The organism is Fictibacillus sp. B-59209, from assembly GCF_036216745.1.
In the GTDB taxonomy this organism is placed as follows: Bacteria; Bacillota; Bacilli; order Bacillales; family Fictibacillaceae; genus Fictibacillus_C; species Fictibacillus_C marinisediminis.
In genome coordinates this window covers 38,611-64,772 of sequence record NZ_JARMMC010000028.1, presented here as the reverse complement: position 1 = coordinate 64,772, position 26,162 = coordinate 38,611, and the positions used below count along the sequence as shown (strand labels likewise).

The 26,162-nt window shown below is 41.7% G+C and carries 30 protein-coding genes and 1 riboswitch; of the genes, 20 read left to right on the top strand and 10 right to left on the bottom strand.

Features of this window, described 5'->3' with window-relative positions; translation table 11 throughout:
• Window positions 1-40: 40 nt before the first annotated feature.
• The 3 genes from P4361_RS20140 to P4361_RS20130 form a co-directional block, all read right to left on the bottom strand.
• Window positions 41-229 (bottom strand): hypothetical protein, encoded by a 189-nt coding sequence (locus tag P4361_RS20140; RefSeq protein WP_053355306.1) that lies wholly within the window; start codon window positions 227-229, stop codon window positions 41-43.
• An 82-nt stretch (window positions 230-311) separates the two neighbouring features.
• Window positions 312-437 carry a hypothetical protein gene (locus P4361_RS20135; protein ID WP_255357573.1) on the bottom strand — a complete coding sequence of 42 codons (126 nt, stop codon included), beginning with the start codon at window positions 435-437 and terminating at the stop codon, window positions 312-314.
• A complete protein-coding gene (locus P4361_RS20130; protein WP_053355305.1) occupies window positions 434-1,528 on the bottom strand; it encodes a tetratricopeptide repeat protein in 1,095 nt (364 codons plus the stop codon). The genes P4361_RS20135 and P4361_RS20130 overlap by 4 nt, the downstream gene beginning before the upstream one ends.
• Window positions 1,529-1,738: 210 nt before the next feature.
• Between P4361_RS20130 and P4361_RS20125 the strand changes: the two genes are divergently transcribed.
• From P4361_RS20125 to P4361_RS20110, 4 genes are all read left to right on the top strand, one after another.
• Window positions 1,739-2,398 carry a hypothetical protein gene (locus P4361_RS20125; protein WP_091007122.1) on the top strand — a complete coding sequence of 220 codons (660 nt, stop codon included), beginning with the start codon at window positions 1,739-1,741 and terminating at the stop codon, window positions 2,396-2,398.
• 219 nt (window positions 2,399-2,617) lie between these two features.
• Window positions 2,618-4,054, top strand: a complete 1,437-nt coding sequence (locus P4361_RS20120) for an NAD(P)H-hydrate dehydratase (RefSeq protein WP_328090702.1) — start codon at window positions 2,618-2,620, stop codon at window positions 4,052-4,054.
• Between the two features lie 346 nt (window positions 4,055-4,400).
• Window positions 4,401-6,014 carry an APC family permease gene (locus P4361_RS20115; protein WP_328090701.1) on the top strand — a complete coding sequence of 538 codons (1,614 nt, stop codon included), beginning with the start codon at window positions 4,401-4,403 and terminating at the stop codon, window positions 6,012-6,014.
• Between the two features lie 177 nt (window positions 6,015-6,191).
• Window positions 6,192-6,815, top strand: coding sequence for a nitroreductase family protein (locus P4361_RS20110; protein WP_328090700.1), 624 nt, complete (start codon window positions 6,192-6,194; stop codon window positions 6,813-6,815).
• Window positions 6,816-6,862: 47 nt separating this feature from the next.
• Here the strand turns inward: P4361_RS20110 and P4361_RS20105 are convergent, their stop codons facing one another.
• Entirely contained in the window at window positions 6,863-7,174 is a 312-nt protein-coding gene (locus P4361_RS20105; RefSeq protein ID WP_062235998.1) for a winged helix-turn-helix transcriptional regulator, read from the bottom strand.
• Window positions 7,175-7,295: 121 nt separating this feature from the next.
• Window positions 7,296-8,237: a M15 family metallopeptidase gene (locus tag P4361_RS20100; RefSeq protein WP_328090699.1), complete on the bottom strand. Its 942-nt coding sequence runs from the start codon at window positions 8,235-8,237 to the stop codon at window positions 7,296-7,298.
• Between the two features lie 229 nt (window positions 8,238-8,466).
• Here P4361_RS20100 and P4361_RS20095 point away from each other — a divergent pair, with 229 nt between their 5' ends.
• From P4361_RS20095 to P4361_RS20075, 5 genes are all read left to right on the top strand, one after another.
• Window positions 8,467-8,616 (top strand): hypothetical protein, encoded by a 150-nt coding sequence (locus tag P4361_RS20095; RefSeq protein WP_328090698.1) that lies wholly within the window; start codon window positions 8,467-8,469, stop codon window positions 8,614-8,616.
• Between the two features lie 126 nt (window positions 8,617-8,742).
• The gene (locus tag P4361_RS20090; protein ID WP_328090697.1) at window positions 8,743-9,327 is read left to right on the top strand and encodes a pyridoxamine 5'-phosphate oxidase family protein; all 585 of its coding nucleotides are present in this window, start codon (window positions 8,743-8,745) and stop codon (window positions 9,325-9,327) included.
• A 227-nt stretch (window positions 9,328-9,554) separates the two neighbouring features.
• Complete coding sequence (locus tag P4361_RS20085) at window positions 9,555-10,043, top strand: DinB family protein (protein ID WP_328090696.1); 489 nt, start codon at window positions 9,555-9,557, stop codon at window positions 10,041-10,043.
• 172 nt (window positions 10,044-10,215) lie between these two features.
• A complete protein-coding gene (locus P4361_RS20080) occupies window positions 10,216-11,424 on the top strand; it encodes a threonine synthase (RefSeq protein WP_328090694.1) in 1,209 nt (402 codons plus the stop codon).
• A 72-nt stretch (window positions 11,425-11,496) separates the two neighbouring features.
• A riboswitch (SAM riboswitch) is annotated at window positions 11,497-11,602 on the top strand.
• 425 nt (window positions 11,603-12,027) lie between these two features.
• Complete coding sequence (locus P4361_RS20075) at window positions 12,028-12,228, top strand: hypothetical protein (protein ID WP_091007106.1); 201 nt, start codon at window positions 12,028-12,030, stop codon at window positions 12,226-12,228.
• Between the two features lie 86 nt (window positions 12,229-12,314).
• Here P4361_RS20075 and P4361_RS20070 read toward each other — a convergent pair whose 3' ends face one another.
• Window positions 12,315-12,734 carry a universal stress protein gene (locus P4361_RS20070; RefSeq protein ID WP_328090693.1) on the bottom strand — a complete coding sequence of 140 codons (420 nt, stop codon included), beginning with the start codon at window positions 12,732-12,734 and terminating at the stop codon, window positions 12,315-12,317.
• A 20-nt stretch (window positions 12,735-12,754) separates the two neighbouring features.
• A complete protein-coding gene (locus P4361_RS20065; RefSeq protein WP_091007103.1) occupies window positions 12,755-13,945 on the bottom strand; it encodes an MFS transporter in 1,191 nt (396 codons plus the stop codon).
• Between the two features lie 193 nt (window positions 13,946-14,138).
• Between P4361_RS20065 and P4361_RS20060 the strand changes: the two genes are divergently transcribed.
• Window positions 14,139-14,570, top strand: coding sequence for a MerR family transcriptional regulator (locus P4361_RS20060; protein WP_328090692.1), 432 nt, complete (start codon window positions 14,139-14,141; stop codon window positions 14,568-14,570).
• Window positions 14,571-14,627: 57 nt separating this feature from the next.
• Here the strand turns inward: P4361_RS20060 and P4361_RS20055 are convergent, their stop codons facing one another.
• Together P4361_RS20055 and P4361_RS20050 are read right to left on the bottom strand one after the other, a co-directional pair.
• Entirely contained in the window at window positions 14,628-15,263 is a 636-nt protein-coding gene (locus tag P4361_RS20055; protein WP_328090690.1) for a flavodoxin family protein, read from the bottom strand.
• Between the two features lie 126 nt (window positions 15,264-15,389).
• The gene (locus tag P4361_RS20050; protein ID WP_328090689.1) at window positions 15,390-17,033 is read right to left on the bottom strand and encodes a M4 family metallopeptidase; all 1,644 of its coding nucleotides are present in this window, start codon (window positions 17,031-17,033) and stop codon (window positions 15,390-15,392) included.
• 347 nt (window positions 17,034-17,380) lie between these two features.
• Between P4361_RS20050 and P4361_RS20045 the strand changes: the two genes are divergently transcribed.
• From P4361_RS20045 to P4361_RS20025, 5 genes are all read left to right on the top strand, one after another.
• The gene (locus tag P4361_RS20045) at window positions 17,381-17,614 is read left to right on the top strand and encodes a hypothetical protein (protein WP_053355290.1); all 234 of its coding nucleotides are present in this window, start codon (window positions 17,381-17,383) and stop codon (window positions 17,612-17,614) included.
• Window positions 17,615-17,737: 123 nt separating this feature from the next.
• Complete coding sequence (locus P4361_RS20040; RefSeq protein ID WP_091007097.1) at window positions 17,738-18,220, top strand: hypothetical protein; 483 nt, start codon at window positions 17,738-17,740, stop codon at window positions 18,218-18,220.
• Window positions 18,221-18,266: 46 nt separating this feature from the next.
• Window positions 18,267-19,121, top strand: a complete 855-nt coding sequence (locus P4361_RS20035; protein ID WP_328090687.1) for an STAS domain-containing protein — start codon at window positions 18,267-18,269, stop codon at window positions 19,119-19,121.
• A gap of 119 nt (window positions 19,122-19,240) precedes the next feature.
• Entirely contained in the window at window positions 19,241-20,215 is a 975-nt protein-coding gene (locus tag P4361_RS20030; RefSeq protein WP_328090686.1) for a ring-cleaving dioxygenase, read from the top strand.
• Between the two features lie 80 nt (window positions 20,216-20,295).
• Window positions 20,296-20,931, top strand: coding sequence for an FMN-dependent NADH-azoreductase (locus P4361_RS20025; RefSeq protein ID WP_328090685.1), 636 nt, complete (start codon window positions 20,296-20,298; stop codon window positions 20,929-20,931).
• A 190-nt stretch (window positions 20,932-21,121) separates the two neighbouring features.
• Here the strand turns inward: P4361_RS20025 and P4361_RS20020 are convergent, their stop codons facing one another.
• Complete coding sequence (locus P4361_RS20020) at window positions 21,122-21,943, bottom strand: MBL fold metallo-hydrolase (RefSeq protein WP_328090684.1); 822 nt, start codon at window positions 21,941-21,943, stop codon at window positions 21,122-21,124.
• 107 nt (window positions 21,944-22,050) lie between these two features.
• On the opposite strand from P4361_RS20020, the gene P4361_RS20015 reads away from it, so the two are divergent.
• The 5 genes from P4361_RS20015 to P4361_RS19995 all read left to right on the top strand — a co-directional run bounded on the left by P4361_RS20015 (window position 22,051) and on the right by P4361_RS19995 (window position 26,136).
• Window positions 22,051-22,650, top strand: a complete 600-nt coding sequence (locus tag P4361_RS20015; RefSeq protein WP_328090683.1) for a class I SAM-dependent methyltransferase — start codon at window positions 22,051-22,053, stop codon at window positions 22,648-22,650.
• 68 nt (window positions 22,651-22,718) lie between these two features.
• Entirely contained in the window at window positions 22,719-24,080 is a 1,362-nt protein-coding gene (locus P4361_RS20010) for an amino acid permease (protein WP_328090682.1), read from the top strand.
• A gap of 170 nt (window positions 24,081-24,250) precedes the next feature.
• Complete coding sequence (locus tag P4361_RS20005; protein ID WP_062235948.1) at window positions 24,251-24,796, top strand: RNA polymerase sigma factor; 546 nt, start codon at window positions 24,251-24,253, stop codon at window positions 24,794-24,796.
• On the top strand, window positions 24,789-25,292 hold the full coding sequence (locus P4361_RS20000; protein ID WP_053355280.1) for an anti-sigma factor family protein: 504 nt from the start codon (window positions 24,789-24,791) through the stop codon (window positions 25,290-25,292). Before P4361_RS20005 ends, P4361_RS20000 begins: the two co-directional genes overlap by 8 nt.
• A gap of 10 nt (window positions 25,293-25,302) precedes the next feature.
• The gene (locus tag P4361_RS19995; protein ID WP_053355279.1) at window positions 25,303-26,136 is read left to right on the top strand and encodes a hypothetical protein; all 834 of its coding nucleotides are present in this window, start codon (window positions 25,303-25,305) and stop codon (window positions 26,134-26,136) included.
• Window positions 26,137-26,162 lie beyond the last annotated feature (26 nt).

Here is a 26,162-nt window from a genome sequence, read left to right as displayed (position 1 = left end):
AAATAATAAAACCCCCCTGGAATGATCCAGGGGGGTTTTATTATTTATTTTTATTCTGATCCAATTTCACGATCTTATATGCACCATGCTTGATGACTTGCCTTTCGTGCTGTGGATCTACCTCCTGAAATTCTTTGAAATCTGCCACTACAGTATCTGGAAAGCTTGCAATGACCCTGGCTTTCATGTTATTTACTTCGATTACGTCGTAAGGAAGTGCTGGTTTCATAGAAATCTCCTTTATAATGATTTGAACCCATAAAAAAAGAGCCGATCGGGCTCTTTTTTTATGACAAGCTCAAATTCTGATCTTACACGTGTGTAGGTGTGTCACGGATTACTCCGTGCTCGCTTTGAAGGCTGCCATTAGCAGCAGCTGCACCCATCAAGGCTGTTAAAACCAAAAAAGTTCCCAGTAAAATTTTTGCTTTTTTCATCGTAAATACCCCATTTCTTCAATTTTGGTTTTAGCGCGGTACGCCTGATAAAAATAAGTACTGGCTTTCTCAAACTTTTTTTCATGATGAAGAATCGTAGCAATGGCTTCGGTATAATCTTGTACAAAGCCCCATAACTGCTGTTCTTCAAAGTATTTCAAATGCTCAGTAACAACTTGCTCGATTTCCTCAGAGGGAAGATTAGAGTACTGGGCATTTAAAATTTGCAGGTGGTGAATATACTCTTCATTCTGAATGGTGCTGCAAACGTCCATGCCTTGCTGGAGATAAAAAAAACCATTCTCTTTATCTTCCATTTTGAAGTATTCCCGTGCGAGCAGGAAGGATAGTTTATGGGGGATAAACTCCTTGCTGTACAGTTCGCTAAGGTGGCGAATGGCAATATCGGACAAATTTTGTTCAGAATAAAGGAATCCAAGGTTATAGCGTATAAAGTTGAGAAGCTCTTCATCTTTAAACTTCTCAGCGATATCCAGTGAATCCAAAAAGTGCTCTTCTGCCTGCTCGTACTGTTTTAGACTAAGACAGCAGAGACCTAGAATGTTTTCGCAGTCTGCACTTCTGAGATCGTTTTTTGAAACTTCTTCATACGTGGTTTTAGCCAGTTTTGCATAGCTGAGTGAAAGCAGAAACTTCCTGCTGTGATAATAGGCAGTGGCCGCTTTATAAAAAAATTCGGCAACTTCGATCTTATCTTCAATACTGCCCATAAATCTTTCCGCTTCATAATAGCAGGCCACAGCTTCTATGTACTGGTTCATACTGTAGGCATAGACGCCTTTGAAAAAGTGATAGTAGAAAGCCATTTCAGGGGATAACTGTCTTTGAAGCAGTTCAAGCTGCTGCAATAGAACTGCAGTGTCATCAAAGTTTTTTTGGATGAGTGTATACCGGATCTCCAGCAGCGAATGCCATAACAGTTCTTGCTGATCCAGTCCGGCAGGATCGATTTGTTCCTGCACCTCAATATTTAATTCTTCGACCACTGCCAGATTTCGATCCCTCATACTCACGTTCCATCGACTGAGCAATTCAATGACTTCAGACGCCTTTTCTGTTTGTAATATCATGATAACTCCCCTTAAGAAGGTTATATGAAAATAGTAGCATATAATGGAAAAAGGAAAGTTGGGAAAGTAGTATTGAAAATATAGCGATTATTAAGCAGGAATCTATCTCATTTTCCCAAGTTATTCTAAAATTCGGATTTTTTATCTTTATTCATTTTGGGTTTATAATAGTAGCCATTGTGGTAATTAGCAATGAGGAAGGTGAAGATTATGTATAAGCTCATCTCGCTTGCTATACCAATTGTACTGCTGAGCGTATGGCTTGGCTTTGCGCATGGTGACAAAGCGAAAACGGAAGAAAATATGCCAAAAACTAAAATAAATTCAGGATCGCACCCTTTAAATACATTATCTAATGTGGTTGTTTCAACCGACAGTCTTTCGAATCAGGAAAAGGATATCATGCTGGAGCAGGTCATATCTACAGACAAGCTCTTTCCCGATCAGCGACCTGCCAGTATATCGGCTCACAGCGGCAAAACCTACGCGAATGCGAAAGAAAAGCCGGTGAAAGAAAGTATAGTAAAACCGGTGAAGCAAAAACCAGCAAAGGAAAAAAAGGCAAAAAAACCCAAAGATAACAAAGGCTTAAAAAAAGGAAAAGTGAAAAAAGACAAGCCGGTAAAGCCGGAAAAACCGGCAAAAGAGGAAGAAAACCCCGTTAAAATTCCGAAGCCTTCTGAAAAGCCTGCTGATCAGACAAAGCCAAAACCTGAACCAAAGCCTGAAAAACCAATGCCGCCTGAGGAAGAAGATACAAATAAGGACGATGGGACAGATGGCGGTCAAAGTGATGCTCAGCCATCACAGCAGGATAACAGTGCTCAAATACAGAGCATAACCCCTCAAAATGAGAGTACAACAGAATGAAACGAAGGCCTTTTCTGATGAGAAGGTCTTTTTTGTTGTGATCTTGAGAGAAAAGTCTTGCTTGTTTGAGCAGCGTAACTCAAAATAATTGAACCTTTTAGAAAAGTCAGATAACTCTATGGCCTGATTTCAGATAAACACAGTTGTTCATCAACTCACAGAAAAGGGTAGGATACTATGGAAGCAATATTTTTAGGCGTTGAGGAGGATCTATTTTCTATGTATATCTTTACAGGAGATGAAATTAAAAAAATCGATCAAACAGCACAAAATAGCGGCATGGATGTGTATACCTTGATGGAGAATGCCGGAAAAGCTCTGTATGAAGCCGTTTCGGATCTGGTAACCAGAGAAAGCCGTATCCTCGTCATGGCGGGTAAAGGCAATAACGGTGGAGACGGCATCGTGCTCTCAAGATACCTTCAGCAGAACGGATTCCATTGTGAGCTCGCCCTTCCAGATGGAAAACCTGGCACGGAAACAGCGTTCAAACATTTTACTTATTATACGGCTTGCGGCCTGAAGGTCTCCGAACGGGAAGGGAAATATGATGTGATCATTGACGCCCTGCTCGGTGTCGGAACTTCTCCTCCCTTAAGAGGGAAGATTGCCCAAGAGGTCAGATGGGCAAATTCCCAGCAAGCACTGAAAATAGCGGTGGATCTCCCTACAGGTGTTTCTGCAGATCATGGAAAAACAGATGAAGCCTTTCAAGCAGAATTTACTTTTTGCCTGCATGGCTTTAAACCCTCTGCGTTTTTAGAAGGAAGTACAGATTTCTTTGGTGTCACCAGAGTGTTATCAATCGGTTTGCCTCAGCAATCCAATTGGCAAGTTTGGACAGAAGAAAATGTTCGGTCAACGTTTCATAAGAGGTTTGCCGGTGCTCATAAAGGCACGTTTGGTACAGGGCTTCTTCTTGCCGGATCTGATGAGATGCCGGGAAGTTCACTTCTGGCGGGTAAAGGAGCGTTAAAAAGCGGAATTGGAAAACTAACGATCGGAACAACCCGATTTGTATCTGGAATCCTGGCGGGCCAGCTGCCTGAAGCAATGTACAAGCATGACGGTCTTGAGGCTGTGGGAGAAGGCAATGTACCGGACGGAATAAATGCTTGCGCCATCGGCCCTGGGCTATCAGATGAAGAAAAAACCGACAGAGCATTAGAACACCTTTTATCTACTGATCTTCATCTGGTCATTGATGCGGGAGCTTTGAAAAAACGAACGTATCCAAAGCGGAAGGGTTCTGTCATTTTAACCCCGCATCCGGGCGAATTTAGCAGAATGATCGAAGTATCGGCCAGTGAGATCCAGAAGAACCGTTTTCATTATGCATTATCCTATGCTGAGGAACACGGGGTTATCGTCATTTTAAAAGGAAGATATACACTATTGGCTTTTCCTGACGGGAGCCTCATCGTCAATCCGACTGGCAACGCAGGTCTCGCAAAAGGAGGAACGGGTGACACGCTTACCGGTATGCTGCTCGCTTTTGTTTCCGCAGAAAAAGACTTAAAACCAGCGATTGCCAATGCAGTTTATTTTCATGGGGCAAGTGCTGATTTGTGGGCTCAAAAAAATGCTCAGAGAGGGATGCTGGCCAGTGATGTAAGTGAAAATCTTCCCCTCGTAATGAAATCATTTGAGCAATAAATTCTCGATTTAAGCAAAGTTTCCAAGATAACATAGATACTAGTTTATTACAAATAAAAAAATCGGACGTTCAACTATTGATGATAAAACGCGAAAGTAACTAATGGGCAGCGATTTAAGGGATGGTTTTTAATTTTTGGCAATGCTACAGGGGTGACGATCTCTCTATCAGGCTGTCTTGCTTGATGGAAGATTGGTGGATTAGCAAAGCATATTAATTAAAAATATGTTTCGTAAACCGCAAATACGGATATTTACATGTATGATTTCTCAAAATGCGTCGAAAAATAATTGGGATGAGGAGTGCAGAAACAAAGGAATTTTGAAGTATTGAAGGAGGAAGTTCATGTCAGATCAAGGACCATTTAAAAAAACGATATCATTATTAGATCTTATACTCATCGGACTAGGAGCCATTTTTGGATCAGCGTGGCTGTTTGCAGTAAGTAACGTTGCATCGAAAGCAGGACCAGTTGGGAGTTTCTCATGGATTATTGGAGGAATTATCGTCTTGCTTATCGGGCTTGTCTATGCCGAACTTGGTGCAGCCTTGCCGCGGACAGGCGGAATTTTAAGGTATCCAGTATATTCTCACGGACCGCTCGTAGGATATCTTATTTCCTTTATTACTATTGTCGCTTACACAAGCTTAATTTCAATAGAAGTAACAGCTGTCAGACAGTATATTGCTTATTGGTTCCCGGGACTTACCAAAGCAGGTTCCGATTCACCGACCATTGCAGGCTGGCTTGTACAATTCGGGTTGCTTTGCCTGTTTTTCCTATTGAACTACTGGAGTGTTAAAACATTTACAAAGTCGAACATCATTATTTCGATTTTTAAGTATTTTGTCCCGCTCACCATCATCACCGTGTTAGCCTTCCATTTTAAATCCGGAAACTTCTCGGTTGAAGGATTTGCTCCATTTGGTTTCCAAGGTGTTCAAGCCGCCATATCAACAGGTGGTGTTATGTTTGCCTACCTAGGGCTGCATCCCATTGTCTCTGTTGCCGGAGAGGTAAAAAATCCACAGCGAAACATTCCAATCGCTCTCATTGTGTGTATCGTTCTTGCCGCATTGATTTATTCCCTATTGCAAATTCTGTTTATTGGTGCCATTCCTACAGATATGCTGGGGAAAGGATGGGAAAAAATTGCTTCAGAATTCGCTCTGCCATTTAAAGATATTGCTGTCGCCCTGGGATTAGGCTGGCTAGCAACGATTGTTGTTCTTGATGCCGTCATTTCACCAGGCGGAAACGGAAATATCTTTATGAACACAACATCCCGTTTAGTGTACGCATGGAGCCGTACCGGTACGCTGTTCAATGTATTCTCAAGAGTGCATCAAAAGACAGGGATTCCACGGCCTTCGTTATGGCTGTCTTTCGTGTTATCCGTGTTCTGGACACTCCCGTTTCCTTCTTGGAACGCGCTAGTTAATGTATGTTCTGTTGCCCTGATCCTTTCCTATGCGATCGCTCCGATTTCTTCGGCTGCTTTCCGCTTAAACGCGAAGGATCTTCACAAGCCATTTACTCTTAAAGGGATGAGTATTATTGCTCCTCTCTCCTTTATTTTCGCGACCTATATCGTATATTGGTCTGGCTGGAAGACGATTTCATGGTTAATCGGTTCACAGCTTCTGATGTTCGTCATCTACCTGCTCTTTTCGAAGTATGTACCGAAGAAGGATGTCAGTCTTGCACAGCAATTGAAATCATCATGGTGGCTAGTGGCCTACTATGTGATGATGCTTATCATTTCGTATATCGGTTCCTTTGGAGGCGGACTAGGCGTGTTGAGTAATCCATTGGATCTCATAATCATTGCTATCGGCTCTCTGTTGATTTATTTCTGGGCCAAACATTCCGGGCTGCCAAAAGCCATCATTGATAATGATGATGAGGATCTTAAAGAACAAGAAGAAAGCATAAAGGGAAACCCTGTTTCAACGTAATATACAAATCAACTATAAGTAAAGAGTCTCTCCCAAACCGGGGGAGGCTTTTTATCATATGGGTTATGGAAGTTGACACTCTTGAGAAAAAGAAGTATATTACTTATTGTTTCTCTATTTTGTGCAAAATTTAATTTCAGGCAATGCAATATATGGAGTTTAAATGGAGGTTATCTTATGTCAACCAGAGATTTCACAGATGTTATCAATGAACGTCACTCAGTAAGAAAATATGATCCTTCTGCAGAACTGTCAGCAGAAGAAATTACAGAACTCCTTGAGGACGCAGCTAAAGCACCATCTTCTTGGAACCTTCAGCACTGGAAGTTTCTTGTGTTCCATGATCAGCAAGCAAAAGAGCAGCTTCTTCCGATTGCTTATAATCAGGAACAAGTAGTGCAAGCATCAGCTGTTGTTGCCATTCTTGGTGATTTAGAAGCTGACCAAAATGCTGACAGAGTTTATCAGGATGCCGTTAATGGCGGATTTATGACAGAGGAAATTAAAACAGCACTTGTTAGCCAGATTAAAGATGCTTATGCAACACGTCCGGAAATGGCTCGTGATGAGGCCATCCGCAATGCCTCACTCGCATCCATGCAGCTTATGCTTACAGCAAAAGCAAAAGGACTTGATACGTGTGCAATGGGTGGATTCAATGCCGATGAACTCGTAAAAGCGTTTGGCATTCCGGAAAGGTATCTTCCCGTTATGCTGATATCTGTAGGAAAAGCAGCTAAAACAGCTCATCAGACTGCCCGATTCCCGATCCAAGAAGCGATTGTATGGAACAAATTTTAATTTATATAAAGTAAAAAAGCAGCTCTCACATGTGAGAGCTGCTTTTTTTAGGCTTCAAGCCAGTTTTGAGACCAATTTTCCACTTCTCTCATGATCGGCTGGATCGCCAATCCTTTTTCAGTAAGGGAATACTCTATGCGTACAGGGGTCTCTGGAATAACCACCCGCTTTACTAAACCATGCTGTTCAAGGTCCTTTAATCTCTCAGAAAGAATCCTGCCGCTCACTCCGATGGCTGATTCAATAGCACAAAAACGGTGAGGGCCGGATAGAAGCAGATAAATAATCATGCCCGTCCATCGCTGGCTCAAGAGATTCATTGCTTTTTCGAACCTGGGACAAAGTTTGGACGTGTTCATTGTGTACCTTCACCTCGCTAATTTTAGTATAACATAAGATGATTTTTATTAATATAATTACTTTTAGTAAGTGTTGATAAACAAAAAAAGTACCAGCCAGGCGGCTAGGTACTTTTTTTGTTTATTTTCCATTAGAGACGGGCACGGCATTAAAGTATTCTTCCAGTGTTTCTCCTTTGCCCATGATCTTTTGTGCAACAGATTTTCCTACAAAACGGATGTGCCAAGGCTCGTACTTATACCCGGTAATGGATTCCTTTCCTTCGGGATAGCGAATAATAAAGCCGAACTCTGAAACATGTTTAGCAAGCCATTTTGATTCTTGTGTGCCGCCAAAACAATCTTGGGCAGGACACTTTCCGCCGTCTCCAGCTACATCAATCGCCAATCCTGTTTCATGTTCACTTGTTCCAGGAAGTGCGCTGTATGTTCTTGCTTTTTCATAGCCATCGCGTTTTGCATAATTATTGAACAGCGTTGTTTGTGTAGCATGCGAACGGTATGCTGATACTCCGGTCAAGTGGATACCTTCTTTTTCCGCGGCAGCAAACATAGTTTCAAGCGCATCAGCAGCAGCCTTGCGCATCATGCGTTTCTCGGTCTTTTCACTGAAAATAAACGGTACATCAGGATAAACAAGGTCTGCCGGCTTGTAGTTTTCAGGCAGTTTAGAACGTTTGTTTACTAGAACCGGAATACTTTCTGGATGGGCTACAACAGAGACACTGTCGTCCTTTTGAGCTGGCGGTTTTGGCTTTTTATTCTGACCCTGCGAAGGCTCGCCCGGTTCATTTTTTTTCTTATCCTGATCTTTTTTCGGTTCAGGATCCTGGCTTACATTGCCGTTATTGTTCTTGTTTTCGCCGTTCTTTTTGTTTTCATCAGAAGGTGTGTTTTTATCATCGTTTTTTTTCGTCGGTTCATTCTTTTTATGTGCCTCATGTTCATGTTTTTCCGTTTTATGAGACGTATTTTCTTTAGTTGTTTGATCATCATTGGAGCAGCCGGCAAAAAGAGCAAGGCTTAGGGCCAGTGCAGCTCCGGAAACAAATTTTGTTTTCATATGTAAAACTTCCTTTCAAAAATGCGTTGGTAATTCCGACTTCTAATTATAACTGAAGTTTCCCTCAGAAACAAAGGCTGAAACTGAATATTATATGAACGTATCTTAGTACAATGAACCAATGCGTTAAACTTTCATAAAATAAACTATTAAAAAAATTTAGATAAATAGGTTTCAGGCTTGTTAGTGCCGGGAATATATTTAGAAAACTGGTAAGGAGGGATGGACAATGGATATGAATCAAGTTGCGCAGCCTATTACAAAGCCAATGACCCAGTCCGTTCCGAAGCAGCCGCTATTGCTGGCAGCAGGAACATCTAAAAAACCAGATGAAGATCGAAAACCAGAGTACGAATTAACGTTTTTGAATCCAAACTGATTTTTCTAGGAGATTGTACTGATGTTGAACTAAAAAGCCTGGACTCATATGAATAGAGTTCAGGCTTTTTAGTTTGTCTTGAGATAAGATATGATGGATATATATTACATAAAAGGGAGTGATGTGATGGTTCTGAAATTGAAGGGAGTTATTAAAACGGGTAAACAATTTGAAGAATTGCGTTCTCTTTGTGGAACCCCCAGTGTTCGCGAGGCCAATAAGGTAATTTCACAACTCGACCGCCATTGCAGGGAGTTTATTTCAAAGTCTCCGTTTTTAACGCTGGCCACTTCTGATTCAGAGGGGAAGTGTGATGTTTCTCCTCGTGGAGATGCACCAGGGTTTGTGACAGTTCTTGATGACCATCATTTATTTATTCCAGAACGCCCAGGAAACAAAAGGTTAGACTCCGCCCAAAATATTTTAGGGAATCCGGGCGTAGGTGTAGTTTTTATGATCCCGGGGCTCGGAGAAACTCTGAGAGTAAACGGTCAAGCCTTTATCTGCCGGGATCGTGAGCTTCTCGAACAAAATGCGGTCAATGGCAGATCACCCTTGTTTGGTATTGTCGTAAAAGCAGAAGAGTGCTATATCCATTGTGCCAAGGCGTTTATTCGCTCTGGGTTCTGGAATCCGGAATCATGGTCATCGAAGGAGTTGCTGCCGATGTTTTCACAGTTGGCTGATTGTCAGCTGCGCTTGCCATGGTAGGGAAAAGCAGGGACAAGAACAGGTGCAAGTACTTTTTTCATTTTCAAATGAATCACTCCTTTAATTGGTGGCTCATGGCCTTTTTTGTAATCTCATATAGAAAACGCACGTATTTTGTAGTTGGATCACTTTTTTTAAAAGTTTTTTAGATTTTTTTTAATTAGAGGGAAATGATAGACTACGGGAGAAAAAAATAGAATCTATTCGTCAAATGGGAGGCTATAGATATGAACCAGAATGAAGAAATCAGAAGGCAGCTGTTAGAAACGGTAAGCGGTCTAAGCGATGATCAGTTAAACGAACCGGAAGAGAAGGGCAGATGGTCGATCATGCAGACGCTGCATCATCTATATCTCATGGAAAAATCGATCACCATCATCATATCAAACCGTTTAAAAAGTAAAATAACGGTATCTGCAGAACCGAAACCGATTGAAATGACGGTGGACCGCAGCAGAAAAGTAGATGCTCCTGTTTTTGCTGTTCCCACGAAACGGTATCTGACCCTGGAAAAAATAAAAGAAAAATTGGAAGAATCACGAAATGAGCTGAATAAGGTAGCAAACAGCAATGATCAAGAGGCTTTGGAACAGAAATCCTACCCTCACCCGGTGTTTGGCCCGATGCCATTAAAACAATGGATTCCTTTCGTGGGGTATCATGAAAAGAGACATCTGGCTCAAATTGAAGAAATTAAGGAAAAGGTTCTTTCTTAGACAATTAAGCTAGACATCAACGGGAAGTTATACCTTAGTTGACTTATCAGAATACCTGCATTAAAATTTTACACAATAGAATAAATTGCTGATCAGAAAACTGAAGGCACCGCTATGCACAGCGGTGCCTTTTTGCTGTCCTTTTCTGGTGAGGGAATATTGGAGGTATGTTATGTCTTTCAGCTATGTCAGCCATCTTGAATGTCCAAAGTGCGGCAACATCTATGCTCATCACGAACCTAATCAATTGTGCCAGTGCGGTTCCCCCCTTCTCGTAAACTACGATTTAGAGGAACTGAAAAATGAGAATGAAATTATTAATAAGGAGAGGAATGATCTTTGGAGGTACCATAAGCTTCTTCCTGTTATAGACCCAGATCATGTGGTATCACTGGGAGAGGGGATGACTCCTTTATTATCCATGCCTGCTCTCGGTGAGAAGCTTGGAATTGCAAATCTGCTCATGAAAGATGAGGGCATGGTACCTACCGGGTCTTTTAAGGCCAGGGGAGCGGCAGTCGGCGTTTCAAAAGCCAGAGAGCTCGGTATTACCCGGCTTGCCATGCCGACCAATGGCAACGCAGGAGCCGCCTGGTCACTCTATTGTGCAAGGGCCGGCATAAAGCCGTACATCGTTATGCCAGTGGATGCCCCAGTCATTACGAGAAAAGAAGTGGCGATTTCAGGTGCAGAGCTCTTTCTTGTGAACGGCCTGATCAGTGATGCCGGAAAAATTGTCGCGTCCCTTGTGAAGGAAGAAGGTTTCTATGATGCTTCCACATTAAAAGAACCTTACCGGATTGAAGGCAAGAAAACGATGGGGTATGAAATTTTAGAACAATGCGGAAGCGAGCCACCTGATGTTATTTTATATCCAACAGGCGGAGGAGTGGGGCTGATTGGCATATATAAAGCATTGAAAGAATTCAGGGAACTGGGCTTATTTAAAGGAAGCAGACTGCCGCGTTTAGTCGCTGTCCAGGCTGAAGGATGTGCACCGATCGTAAAAGCATGGGAAGAACACAAGAGTGAATCGAAGTTCTGGGAAAATTCTGAGACAGCCGCTTTTGGTATCAATGTTCCAAAAGCGATCGGAGATTTTCTTGTCCTTGAAGCACTTTATGAAACGGATGGATGCGCCGTTGCCGTTTCAGAAGATGAAATTAGCTTTACTCAGCGCCAAACTGCAGAGCTTGAAGGAAGTTTTATTTGTCCGGAAGGAGCGGCTGTGTTTGCCGCCTCAAAACGATTGAGGGAAAATGGCTGGATCAAAGCAGATGAAAAGGTGATATGCCTAAATACTGGGCAGGGGATTAAATACCCTGATTCGGTTTCTGTAGATCCTCCCGTTTTAGAGCCTGGAGAAATCATTCGAAAATAAAATGAGTTATTGTCTTGACAATAAGATGGAAATCCCTATAATTGAATCCAATATAATACATTTATCTTATATTTCTTATTTAGAGAGGTGGAGGGATCTGGCCCTTTGAAGCCTCGGCAGCGGACTCAATTATGAGCACTGTGCCAATTCCACAAGCAAAACGCTTGAATGATAAGAAGAGTATAACTTACGATGGCGATTCAACCTCTTCTTGTGCGTATTTTTGCTTCCGCAAGAAGAGGTTTTTATTTATGCAAAAAAACCAACTAATTTACTGTGAAATATAAGGATTGCTGATTGGTCAACCAAAGGCGCTTCATCATGAAAATGACGGCGTTTATTTTTTTGTTAAAAGCTTTATCAGCAGAGCTGCAGAGGGAATTGTCAAAATGTCTTTCCAATCCAAGAAATAAACGCGGAACATATTTTTCATCGTCACAAATCCTTTTCAAAGCAATTTAATGAAGATAGCAGTTCTGCATAGTCTTTGTTTCAAACGGAAGTTTATGTAAAGCCCCTTATCAGGTGTTGAAAAGAATTGGACACAGCCGGCCAGGTTATGGTGTACTAATAAAGGAATCTTATTTAATGGAGGAATTCAGATTGAACGAACAAATGGCCAATGAAATTCTTTCTGATCTGCGCAGCGGGAATCTTAGTGAATACGTCGTTATTAAAGAAGAGTTTTTTGTCTTTCGTGAGGTTCTTGTAAAGCAAGAGGATAAGAAAGCATTCCGCGGATTCATCGTCCCGGGCGGTGGGGGGAACGTAAAGTATTTGTATCAGCCTGGCTGGACAGCTTAAACGGAAATATAAAATGAGCTGGATCTGGAGCATTCTGGATCCAACAAAAAAATCGGTACCCTATCTGAAGGGAACCGATTTTTTTATTATTTAACGATAATCACCGGGCATTCTGCTGCATGAGCTACCTGATGGCTGACACTTCCCAATAAGGCTTCTTTTATAAACCCCTTACCTGTGCTCCCCATGACAATGACATCGTACTCGTGTTTTTTTGCATACGAAGTGATGATCTGAGAAGGCTCCCCGTTATAGGCTTGCGTTTCATAGGGAATTCCTGATTCAGAGAGATACTGAATGGCAGGCTGCAATAGTTCTTTGTCCTCTTCTTCCATTATCTCATCCAGATCAAAGTTAAGAAGCGGTTCCTGCAAAGGAAGGTTTTTATTTACATGCAGAATTGTAACCATTTCAGTATTCATCTTATGAGCCAGTTCCACTCCGTGCTGAAGAGCGCGAGCAGAAGGAGCTGAACCATCAAAGGCAATCAGAATTTTATTGTACATTGTAGAGACCTTCCTTTCCTTTAATGAGAAATTGAATCCACATGAGCAAGATGTTTACGGCCAAACGCAACAACCAGCATGGCGAATAGAACAAAAATCGCGCCCGTTACAAATGGTACATGTGGTGAATAGGTTTCAGCCAGTTTATTGGCAAGCCATGGTCCGATCGCACCACCGATGAAACGTACAAAACTGTAGGCAGCCGAGGCGGTTGCCCGCTCAACCGGTGCTACCTGCATAACAGCTGTTGTGATCAATGTATTGTTTGTCCCAAGGAAAAGACCGGCAACGATAACGGCTACGATGACCACTGTGCTTGATTCTGTCCAGATTCCCATAGCCAGCAGTGTCAATGCGAATAAGATCAGCATCGCACACATGGATTTTACTGTACCGAATCTTGCCTGAATTTTTGGTGCAACGAATACAGAAGTTATGGCTAAGCATAAGCCCCATCCGAGGAACACATAGCCGAGGCCATGTTCGTCTAAATTCATAACAAATGGTGAATAGGCCATTAGAGTAAAGAATCCAATGTTATAAAGAAATGCGGTTAGACCCAGTCTAAGAAGTCCTGGATATTTCAATGCTTTAATCGGGTCGAGTACAGAACTTTTAACTTTTGGTTTAGGTACATGCGGCATTTTTAACAATAAGGCAAAGAATGCGATCACCATCAGTACGCTGACGCCGTAAAAAGGTCCGCGCCAAGAAATCGATCCCAGCTCCCCACCAAGTAATGGCCCAACGGAAATCCCCAATCCGATGGCTGCTTCATATAAAATAATGGCTTTTGCAGTACCTCCGATGGATAAACCAACAATGGCGGATAAAGCAGTTGCGATGAATAACGAGTTTCCTAACCCCCAACCGCCGCGAAAACCAACGATTTGGGAAATTTCATTAGAGGAGCCGGCTAAGGCAGAAAAAACGATAATCAATAATATTCCTGACAATAACGTCCACTTGATACCAACCCGGCTGGAAACCACGCCTGTAATCAGCATAGCGATACCGGTAATCAAATTGTAGCTGGAAAATAATAATGAGACCTGGCTCGGAGTAGCGTTAAGCTGATGAGCGATGGCAGGCAAAATAGGATCCACGAGACCCAATCCCATAAAAGAAATAATGGTGGCAAAGAAGATAACCCATATGACCAGAGGCTGTTTGCTTGGCTGTTCCTGGATACTCAATGCTTCTTGTTTCATACCTAAAAACCCCTTTTTCTATTTTAATATAAGTTAAAATAAATCACGTAATAGCATTGTTTACTCAAGAATTATAAAATATATTAACCTTAACGTCAACGTAAACATTTCCTTTTTAATATGCTTTTGTGGTATTTTTTATATTGAGCGATTTTTCGTAGATTTGAACTTTAATGGCAAAGGAGCAAGAAAAATGAATGGGTTAAAAATAGATGATGTGGCTAAGCAGAGCGGGTTAACAAAACGGACGATCCGTTATTATGAACAGATCGGCCTGCTAGCTTCACCTCCGAGGAGTGAGGGGGGAATAAGACTATATTCAGAAGAGCATGTGGAGTTCTTAAAGAAGATCACAAATGCAAAAGAAGTGATGGGCTTTTCGCTTTCGGAGCTACAGGAATTCATTACACTCAGTGACACCTTAGAACTTCAAAAACATGATTACAGACAGTTTAAAGGGACGAGCCAGCAAAAAGAAAAGCTGGAGAAAGTGTATATGACGGTAGAAGAACAATTAAAACTATTAGAACAAAAAAAGAAAAATATTCTCAAGGTGGAGGGAGACTTGGTCTCTCTTCGTGACAGGGCAAAAGCTGCGCTGATTCGGTTTGAACAGGAAAAATAAAAAAGCAGGCGGGAAAGGGTGTAAATAACACCCGTCCAGCCTGCTTTTTTTAATACGTTAATTGGTTTGTTCAATGACGTTTCCTTCTGCAGGAATAGGGTGCTCCTTGAGCAATTTCGCAAAATGAATCAAGTTATGCGCCATGATCTTGGAATGCTGCATCGTAAATTCGTTTTCATAGCCTTTGGACTCGATATAAGAAGGACCAGGGCCAGCTTCTCCGACCCAATACGTATCTACATTCGGAGGGACTGTAAATCCGATATGAGATAAAGCGTAGAGCACTGAACGGCTGACATGCTTGGCGCCGTCTTCGTTTCCTGTTACAACGACACCGCCGACTTTGTTATAGAAGAGATATTGCCCTTTATCGTTCGTTTGGCTGCTTGCCCCATACAGCCTTTCAATTAATACTGTTGTAAGACTGCTCTGCTGTCCTAGCCAGATCGGAGAACCAATAATTAAAATATCGGCTTCCTTTACTTTTTCGAAAATAATCGGCCATTCATCATTGTCGCTGATGGCATCTCCTGTTACTCCGTATTCAATGTTATAGTCTGCAAGGGTAACGAAATCTGTTTCAATTTCTTTTTCATCAAAAATTTTAACCGATTCATCAATGAGTGCTCTTGTATTTGATGTTTGGTTGCTCTTGTTTAAGGTACAGTTAATAACGAGTGCTTTTATGGACATTATTGATTCTACTCTCCTTCTGTTCGATTCTTTTTGATACAATGTACCCTTCTATTCAAACTGAAAACATAAAAAAGCCCGCCGGCTTCCCAGGATCTAGGAAACAGGCGGGCTCTTATTGTTTTATTAGTTCACTCCAACATTCGTCCACGCTGTTTTTACTGCTGTGTATTCAGCGCTTGTGCTGCCATACAGATCAGCAGTAGCGCTTAATAGTGCAGCACGTGCTCCGCTGAAGTTAGTAGTCGGCGTCATATAGCGAGTCAGTGCTCTGTAGTAAATTTTCTCTGCTTTAGCTTTTCCGATCGCAGTGATCGTGTTATAAGCAGCTTTGTTAGGGATACCGCTGTTCGTATGCACTCCGCCATTATCACTTGAAGTGTTGACATATCCGCTCATATTGTCAGGCTGACCATAGAGCTTTGGATTTGAGAGGCTGCGGAGGCCATCTCCAGCTGTTCCAGGAGTATATACATCTTCACCCATCAGCCAGTCGTTTGGATCAAGGAAATATCCGAACACGTCTGACATGGATTCATTTAATGCTCCTGATTGATAGGAATAATTGAGTCCTGCCGTTCGTTCTGTTACCGCATGCGTTAATTCATGGGCAACAACATCAAGTGCACCGGACAATGGACGGAACTGAACGCCATCGCCATCACCGTATACCATCTGTGATCCATTCCAGAATGCGTTGTTGTATTTATAGCTGTAATGAACGGTAGAACTAATGGATGCACCTGCATTATCAAAGCTGTTGCGTCCATGAGTATTTAAATAATAATCATAAACTTTGCCGGCATAGTAGTTCGCATCAACATCTGCACCTTGTGAAGATGAAGTCCAAGCGTTGTTGGAATCTACAGAATACGCTCCTGGAAGGCTTGACCCATTTTGAGCCGTGTAGGTTTCGATGACACCATTCATCGGTTTCGTGGTGTCAAATAAGTAATAATAGCCAGCAGACAGATAGGTGTTTAACGTTTTGCTGTCACCGAGGACACCGTATCCAGAACCGGTGGTCGGTCCATCGTTATTTACAGCGTTAAAGCTCTTAAGGACATCTCCATTGGCTGCATCAACGTAGACTTGCCAGTTTGCAGGATAAGGATCGATGAATTGAAGGGCAACACGGTAGGCAAGTTTGAATTTATCTCCGTCTTTAAACATGACAAGTTTGGACTTTTCGACCGTATCACTTATCTTTGCACCTTTAAAGGCAAGCGGCTTGAGGTTTTCTTTTTTTGGCTGTTCACCTATATGCTTCCAAGCAGCTTTTATGGCGTTCGCCTTTGTCAGCTTTTTAGTAGCTTTAAAATTTTTAGGAAGGTTGGAATGGACGTCTCCATTGATTGCAGTAATTTTTCCTTGCTTGTCCGTATGAACGATGAACGTTGCTCCATCAATTGGAACACCGTTGATCGACTGGTTAAACACATAGTGTGTCATACCTAAATCATCTTTTTCTTGTTTTACTAGAGTGAGATGCTTTGATGCTTCAAACGGAAAGAGTTGTTTATTGCTGTCTAGAAAGGCAAGGATTTCTTTCTTGGAAAGGTATGTACCTTTGGAAAGTTTGCCTGAAATAAAGGATGGAACAGCATTTTCTTTTGATCGAGTAACTTCAACCTGAGAGGTAACGGTTTTGTCATTCTCATGAAGAACCAGCTTTTGAGCTTTTGTTCCAGGCTCATTAGCTGCTGCTGCCTGATAGGCTGAACTGAATAGTAAACCAGCCGATAGTACTGCAATCAAACCTTTTTTCATAAAATACCCTCCTAAAATTCTGTGTAGGGGGCGCCCTTGAATTTATCATAGCACAGGGGCAGTACTTCGGTATTGGGAAAAAAAGGGTGGTTTACTGTGAAATTCAGATTAAAGTTTACACCTGTTTTCCCAAGTGTAAAGATAGTGAAAAAGGAGTATAATTTTGTGTCTTTTTTGTGTCAATTAATAAAAAGTGAATGTGATGGGTATTGCAAAACAATTACAATTCCCGTTCAGGGTATGAATTAAACCTGAAATATGTTATTCTATATAGAAATAATAAAAAATTATTTGGGCAATATAGCTATTTTGAGCTCCCCCTCATAATGGAAAGGGGATTGATGACCATGAATCAATCAAAAATTCAGGACATGCTGCTCGATCTAAAAACGAAACAATACATCGAATCAGATGTAACCCATACGCTAAGTCAAAATAGTATCCCATTAATCTCAATAAGCTACAGTAAATCCGACCATGTTTTTAAAATACAATATTCCGATAACCCCGAGATTGAGTCATACGCTAATATCGACGCAGCGATGGACGCTATCACCTCAGAGTTAAACAGACATAAATAAACACCGTGATTACGGTGTTTTTTCTTTTGCCTTGACACTCGTATTGTTAAGGGTATATCTACTTTTGTACTAGCAGATATGATATAATCACAGGAAAATTAGTAGAAAAGAAAGAGGCTGACAATGCTTACATTTTCAGAAAAAATAAATATTATTGAAGAAAACTTCCCTCAATTAACAAGGAAAGATATTTCCCTTGGGCGCATAAATTACCATCTCGAGGAGAGCAATCGCGACAAAAAAATTGTTATACAGCATCTGCATCCGAACGGGAACGGTTTTGTTTATGCTGGCCATCTGCCTAGAGGCAAGAAGAATGAAAAAGGCATGGTCAACATCCGGGATTATTCGGCTGACGAGCTGATTAACCTCGTACAGAAATCAATGAACTATTTATTAGAAGAAAAGGGTAATTCAGAAGAGGAGTCTAATCCTTCAGAACCGGAAAAAGAAAATTGGATTGGAGGAGTAGACCACGAAAAGCTCCTGCTCGTTCATGAAGATGAACTATGGAATATATATGCGGGCTTAAATTTAGAAGCTGCTTTTGAATCCTATAAAGAAGCACATGACTATTTAGTTGAAGAAGGCTTTCAAAAAATATAGCCAGCCATTTTCATGATACTTAATCTTAATTGAGGAGTTTATAGAGATGGACATAAATCAAGAATTGCATCAATTTCTTCTAAATAGAGCCAGAAATTTAACCGAGGAATGGTATGATTCCCTTGATAAGTCAGGCACGGCTGGAGTATACAGTTCTAATGATCCTGCAGTTATAAAGACGCTGAAAGAACAAAATTATGAATTTCATATTCATTTTTGTGAAGTGCTTGTAAAAGACGAAGAAGCCTTTTTTAAAGATTTTGATGAGTGGATTATTAAAATTGCAAAAGACAATGAACATTTAAAAACACCCATTCATTACATCATAAAAGAATTCATGAGGGTACGGCAGCAGTATCTTGATTATATCAACGAGTTCGTATCGATTCATCCAGAAGACATCGAACAGTTGCAGATCGAAGAATGGAATCGGGTGATGATCAAGGTTTTTGACAATGTCATGCTTCAATTCATTGAGGAGACCCATAAATATTCCACCAATCGGCTGAAAGCACAGCAAGAATTACTGAATGAATTGAGTTCACCTGTCATCTCATTAAATAACGATACCGCTTTACTGCCGCTTGTTGGCGATATTGACACGGCCCGTGCGAAGTTTATTCTGGAGAATACACTAAATCAATGTGTCCAAAAGGGAATTGGCCATCTCTTTATTGATTTATCGGGTGTTGTGATAATTGATACTATGGTAGCTCATGAGATCTTCCAGCTTATTGATGCACTTGATCTCGTCGGTGTGAAGACTACCCTTTCAGGTATTCGTCCAGAAATCGCTGCAACTGCAGTTCAGCTCGGCCTATCCTTTGACAAGGTTTCCATCTCTTCTACATTGGCTCAGGCGATGGACTTCAATAACGAGCAAAAAGGAAATAGCAACTGATATTTGCCAGGCAGCATTACTCATTGTAATGCTGCCTTTTTTATTTGAGTTTGAGGGATAAAAGGGTATGATACTAAATAAAAGGAAGAGTAACGAAAAATGTATTAATAGGAGGCATTATGGAACTAAAAGGAATACACCACGTCTCAGCCATCACGGCATTAGCGGGGAAAAACTATGAGTTTTATACGAAAGTCCTTGGAATGCGGCTGATCAAGAAAACCGTCAATCAGGATGACACCTCTGTGTATCATCTGTTCTATGGCGATGAAAAAGGGAATGCAGGAACTGAATTAACGTTTTTCGAAATCCCCAGAGCAGGAAGGAATCATGATGGGGCTAATAGCATTTCAGAAATATCCCTTCGCGTAAAGAACAATGAAGCGCTGCAATACTGGAAAACACGGTTCGAAGAGAAGAAGGTCGAACATGAGGAATTGTCGGAACGGTTCCGCCGGCTGTCATTAGCTTTTAAAGATGAAGAAGGACAGCGCCTGCGTCTTGTTTCAGACGAAACGAATAGTGGCGTAGCGGGCGGTGTGCCATGGGAAAAAAGCGCTGTTCCAAAGGACTTCGGAATTATCGGTCTTGGTCCGGTCATGCTGACGGTACGTACAAGAGAATTAACCGAAGAAGTCATCACTGAAATTTTAGGATTCAGAAAAAAAGGAGCTTATGCTTCTCAAGTACCTGGTCAGCCGGACATTCTCGTGTACGAAACGGGAGAGGGCGGTACGGGTGCAGAACTTCATATTGAAGAGCGTAAGGACTTGCCTCCTGAACGGCTGGGAAGAGGAGGAGTTCATCATGTGGCGTTCCGTGTGAATGATGAAGAGGAACTCAGACAATGGATCAATAAAATACAGGGCGCCCGAATTCCAAATTCAGATTTTGTAGACCGGTACTATTTTAAGTCGTTATATTTCAGAGAGCTTAATGGGATTTTATTTGAATTAGCGACGGATGGTCCAGGCTTTGCTACGGATGAGGACCTTGAACATCTTGGTGAATCATTGGCATTGCCTCCTTTCCTCGAACCGAAGCGCCAAGAGATTGAAGCCAAACTGAAACCGCTGGATACCAAATTGTCCTAAACTTAATGTAGTGGGTATGAGATTCCCTCCTTTGCATCATATTAACTAAGAAAATCAAACTGCAAAGGAAGGGATAACCTATGGCAACTATACTTTATATCACTGCCCACCCTCATGATGAAACACAATCCTACAGCATGACTGCAGGAAAGGCATTTATTGAATCCTATAGAGATGCAAATCCAAGTGATGAAGTTATCCACTTGGATCTATACAAAGAAAATATTCCTCAGATTGATGCTGATGTATTCAGCGGGTGGGGAAAGCTAAGAACCGGTTCAACGTTTGATCAGCTGTCTGAGAATGAGCAATCCAAGGTTCGGCGGCTATCCGAACTGACCGAGCAATTTGTTGGCGCGGACAAATATGTTTTTGTGACGCCGCTTTGGAATTTTTTGTTTCCACCGGTTATGAAGGCTTATATTGACTCCATCTGTACAGCAGGTAAGACATTTAAGTATACAGAGCAGGGTCCGGTCGGTTTGCTTACTGACAAGAAAGCACTGCATATCCAGGCGCGCGGAGGGATTTATTCGGAAGGCCCAGCCATGGAATTGGAGATGGGGCACCGTTATATTGGCGTAATCATGAATTTCTTTGGTGTTCCTTCTTTTGAAGGTTTATTTGTCGAAGGGCACAATCAATTTCCTGACCGGGCGGAAGAAATTAAACAAAATGCCATTGCGAGAGCAAAGGAAAAAGCCCTGAATTTCTAAATGAATAAAAAACGAAAAGGAAAGCCTTTTACGCAAGTAAAAAGCTTTCCTTTTTCTTTTAGCTTTGTTAAAGCATATTGTAGATTTTCTTTCATAATGGGCCTCGCATACTGATGCTTAAAAGAGACCCTCAAGTCTTTTTCTCCATTAATAAGGCGTGAGCTGGCGATTCAATCACCCCCACTTTCTTTTAAGTAGTAAAGAGCTCTCCTTGTATAGCTTTAATATATCGTTCTGCGGATCTTTGAACAGCTTGTGATGCATTTTCTTGTACGACTCTGTGAAAAGCATTGTACAAGCGATTAAATTTTAAATCCTTAACATTATCGGCAATACGGCTAACAACGGAAGCAGGCAGTGGGATAAGGTTAGGGTAGCTGTACATAAAACTGACCCAGCTGCGGTCAGCCACCACCTGTATGACGTCCCCTGTTAAAAGGACACCCTTACTTTGGCTGCCATCGGCCCAGTGAAGGACTGCTCCTCCCTTAAAGTGGCCGCCCAGATGGTGCAGCGTCAATCCCTTGCTAAGTTCAAGCTTCTCACCTGACCAAAAATGAATATGGCTGCTTGTGCGGGTGACCCATTCTTTATCGTCTTCATGTATGTAGATCGGTACGTTGAACGTTTCTGCCCACGCCACCTGGCTTGAATAATAATGGGGATGGGAAAGGGCAATCGCATCGATACCTCCAAGCTGTTTAACCGCTTCAATCGAAGCGTTGTCCAGGTAGGTAATGCAATCCCATAAAAGATTGAAACCTTCGCCTTGAACAAGGTAAGCCGTCTGTGAGATGGCAAAGTCTGGCTGGGTATGTATACTGTACAGGTTTGGCTCATCTTCCTTGATGGTGTTGTAAAAATCGTCAGCTCTCATTTCTTTGAGTGTTGTCCATTTTTGGCCAGACGGATTAACATACTGCCTCTCTTCATTGCAAATGATGCACTCTGAAGGGGGCTGCTCAGATTGCTGGTACTGAACACCGCATGTGCTGCAAATAAATAATTCCACATCATCAACTCCTAATCTTAAATAAATCTTAATAAATTCTGCACATGATTCTTAAGGTTTGAATCTTATGATAGAACTATAAATTCAAACCAACGGAGTGTGTTACAGTGTCCTTATCTTTTGTTTCTCAATACATCGTTAAGCCAAGAACGGTCGGAGCCATTCTCCCGAGTTCCACATATCTTGCTGCAAAAATGGTAGGAGAAATCGATTTTAACTCTGCCTCCTACATTATTGAACTGGGACCAGGGACGGGAGTCTTCACTGACAAATTGCTTGATAAACGAAATGAGAAAACTACAATCTTGATTATAGAGTATAATAGAGAATTTTATAAGCGATTAGCATATAAATACAAAGATGAGAAAAATTTCTATGTTGTTAATGGTTCTGCGGAAAACCTGCATCTTTATATGAAGATGTACAACATTCCTTATGCAGACGCCATTGTTTCAGGTCTGCCGTTTGCCAGTCTGCCAAAGGAAATGTCAGATTCAATTTTAATAAGTTCAAAAGCCGCGCTTCATCAAGACGGTAAATTTATTACGTTTCAATATACAAAATGGAAAAAGAAAATGATTGAAGAGTTCTTCTCTTCCATTAACGTAAAGAAAGAGCTAAGGAACATGCCGCCGGCCTATGTTTTCAGCTGCAGCAAACAGCTGAAGAACGATAAACATGTTCAGCATGAAGCAAGAGAGGGTTAATCCCTCTCTTTTTTTGTACATATTCATCCTGAATCTACAAACAATAAAAAGAAATCAGGGGTGATGTGATGAGCAAAACGAGCTGCAGTTCTTCAACTGGCCAAGACAGCAAGAGTGGAGACTTAAAATGGTGGCAGCTTTCTTTAATGGGAGTGGGCTGTACGATCGGAACCGGTTATTTTTTAGGTTCTTCTATAGGAATTATGATGACGGGGCCTTCTATCGTCATCTCTTTTATTCTTGCTGCAATCGGTACATATATCGTATTTAATGTTCTCGCCCAAATGACGGCTGAGGATCCTCAGAAAGGTTCTTTTTGTGCGTATTCGAAAAAAGCTTTTGGGCGCTGGGCCGGTTTCAGCTGCGGGTGGAACTATTGGATATCCAATATTCTTGTGATGGGAAGCCAGCTGACGGCATTATCAATTCTATCCCGCTTTTGGTTTCACAGTGTTCCTTTATGGGTGTTTGCCGCAGGTTACGCAATATTGGCTATCGCCGTTGTTTTGACGGGGACAAAAGGATTTGACAAAGTAGAGGATATTCTGGCCATTGTAAAGGTTGCCGCCATTTTGATGTTCATCGTCATTGCGGCAGCAACGATGATGGGCTGGATTGACGGCGATGTGAAAAAGCCGGGTCTTCCGGACAGTACACAAGTATTCTTTCACGATGGATTCAGGGGATTCTGGTCCTCACTCATCTATGCGTTCTATGCGTTTGGAGGGATTGAAGTCATTGGTTTGATGGCCATGCAGCTGAAAAAAAAGGAGGATGGGCCTAAGGCGGGAAAGGCGATGATGTTTCTGCTTACCGGCATCTATGTACTTTCCATGGGGCTTGCGGTAACCATGGTGTTTCAGCATGCATTTGATGATAAAGAAAGTCCTTTTGTTACAGCATTGAGTGATTATCATCTTCCGTTTTTTCCCCATGTGTTTAACGGTGCCATTATCATTGCGGGATTTTCCACGATGACCGCTTCACTGTTTGGAGTAACAAACCTTTTATGTACGATGTCTGAGGATGGAGATGCACCTGGCGTTTTTAGCAAAAAAGTGAAAAAGCTGAAGGACCTCCCCTTGGCCTCACTGGGGATCGGAGCTGCCGGTCTGCTGGCTTCCATCATTACGGCTTTACTTCTGCCGGGAAAGATTTATGAATACATTACAACAGCTGCAGGGATATTGCTTCTTTATAACTGGCTGTTCATTATTGTTTCATCCTTAAAGGTTCTGAAACAAAAGGTGTGGGGTAAAGTATTCTCTATTTTAGGAATCGTTCTTCTTTTAGCGAGCATCAGCGGCACGATGGCTGAGAAGACCATCCGTCCAGGTTTTTATGTGAGCCTTCTTCTTGCGGCAATCATTGGTGCAGCGGCCGTATTCATGGGGAAAGTTTGGAAAAAGGCTGAAGTTAAAGGCGATTGAAAGGCTGTTTCCAAGGAAACTTGGAGAGAGCTTTTTTATTTATGAAAATTATAGGTAAAATAAACGTATTAAAAATTTTAAGAGTAAAATGAACTTATTCTTATTTTTGACGTCATTTTATTAGAAGACAATTCGTTGAGGCAGTTTGTCTAGAAGCGGGTGAATAAAGTGTGGACCACGAACTCCAGCAATTAATCGTAAACGCCAAAAAAGGAGATCAGGATTCCTTTTCAAAAATCGTTCGAAAATATAAAGGGAAAGTGTACCGGCATGCCTTTGCGATGGTCCATGATCAAATGGAAGCGGAAGATATTACTCAGGAAGCTTTCGTAAAAGCTTATTTTTCACTTCATCATTTGAAGCAGGATTATGCCTTCGCCTCTTGGTTAACACGAATCGTTACAAACTTATGTTATGACCGGATAAAGAAAGCTGAAAAGTCGCCTGTGCTGCATGTGGATCCGGAAAAAACAGAACGGCTGCCAAGCACCCATTCTGAAGTTGAAAACGCACAGTTGAAAATGAATCTTCAGTTTGCGATGCAAAAGCTTTCGGCTGAGCATCGTACCGTGATCGTATTACGGGATGTACAAGGATTCTCTTACCAGGAGATTGCAGATATTTTAGAAATACCGGCAGGAACCGTTAAATCCAGAATCAATATGGCTCGAACAGAATTAAGGAGAGAACTCATGAGGGGTGATCGGGATGCATGATGAAGTAAAAGAGCTTCTTTCTGCATATGTGGATGAAGAATTAAACAGGGATGAACGTACAAAGATTGAGGAACATAGCAAGACCTGCAATGAATGCTGGAAAGAGCTGCAAGAACTGAATGAGTTAAAAGAACTGCTGTCTTCTGTTTATCATGGCGCAGAGCCGGATGAATGGCGGATTGAACAGGCGGTGCTTAATCAAATTCAAGCTGAAAGTTCACCTGACCGGCTTCTTTCATGGAAATGGATCTTTGCTACAGGTTTCAGTGCTTTGGTAATCATCAGTATCGTATGGATCATGATACCTGTAATCTATAAAAGCATACACGTTGGAATGACCTTAACTTCTATTTCGTTTAGTCTGCTGCATTCAGCATTTGCCGTTGCAGGCGGACTTCCTAACCTGCTCGAAGTAATTCTTGTTCTTACATTGATTATTTTATTTGCTTCCGGATGGTCCGTACGGCGATTATTAGGCACAAAAACAACAGGGTAGGAGGGCGGCCATGAAAAGATTCCATATTTTTATCTCGTTGATCATCATGTTATTTGCCAGTATGCCGCTGCTTAGCCCTACGGCTTATGCTGCAGAGAAGAACATTATGAAATCAAAAGAAGTCGTTATTCCGTTCAACCAAAGTGTAGAAAATGTGATTGTGTTTGGGCACGATGCGGTCATAAAAGGAAAGGTCAAAACGGCAGTAATCGTTTTTAATGGAGATGTGAACATTAAGCGGCAAGCAAAAATTAAAGAGTTGGTTCTTGTTGTTGGAGGGCATGTCAAACAGGAGCCTGGTTCCAATGTTACAGAGAATATAGTATCGATCAACTTGGACAGTCCATCACAGAATAGCCTGTTTCTTGGGGGAATGGTATTGGTCGGCGGCTGGCTGATGCGGCTCATTGGAAGCATTGTTCTTGTTCTGTTAACCATTTTGGCAGGCCTGTCGTTAAATAAAAGATTCAGCAGCTTTGCAGAAATCACCAAAGGAAAAGCGGCTCGTTTCATTTTGTCAGGAGCTATCACAAGTCTGGCGATCCTGATTTTAAGCCTGTTACTGGGCATTACCGTTATCGGCATCCCGATCTCCATCATTCTTCTGTTGTTCCCTTTGATTTCTTTCATAGCTGGAATGGCGGTTTTAAGTAAAGAAACGGCAAAGAGGATCGCCGGATTAGAGAACAAACCAGCTTGGATCGTCTATTTGACAGGATCTTTTTTAATCGTATCTATTTTTAATTTCCCGGTTATCGGAGGCATCGTCTTTTTTATCCTCTATTGTCTATCACTTGGAATGTCCATTCAATGGCTGTACAGCAGATTGAGGCGGGGGAAATAAATATAAGCATTGAAGTCCTTAACTAC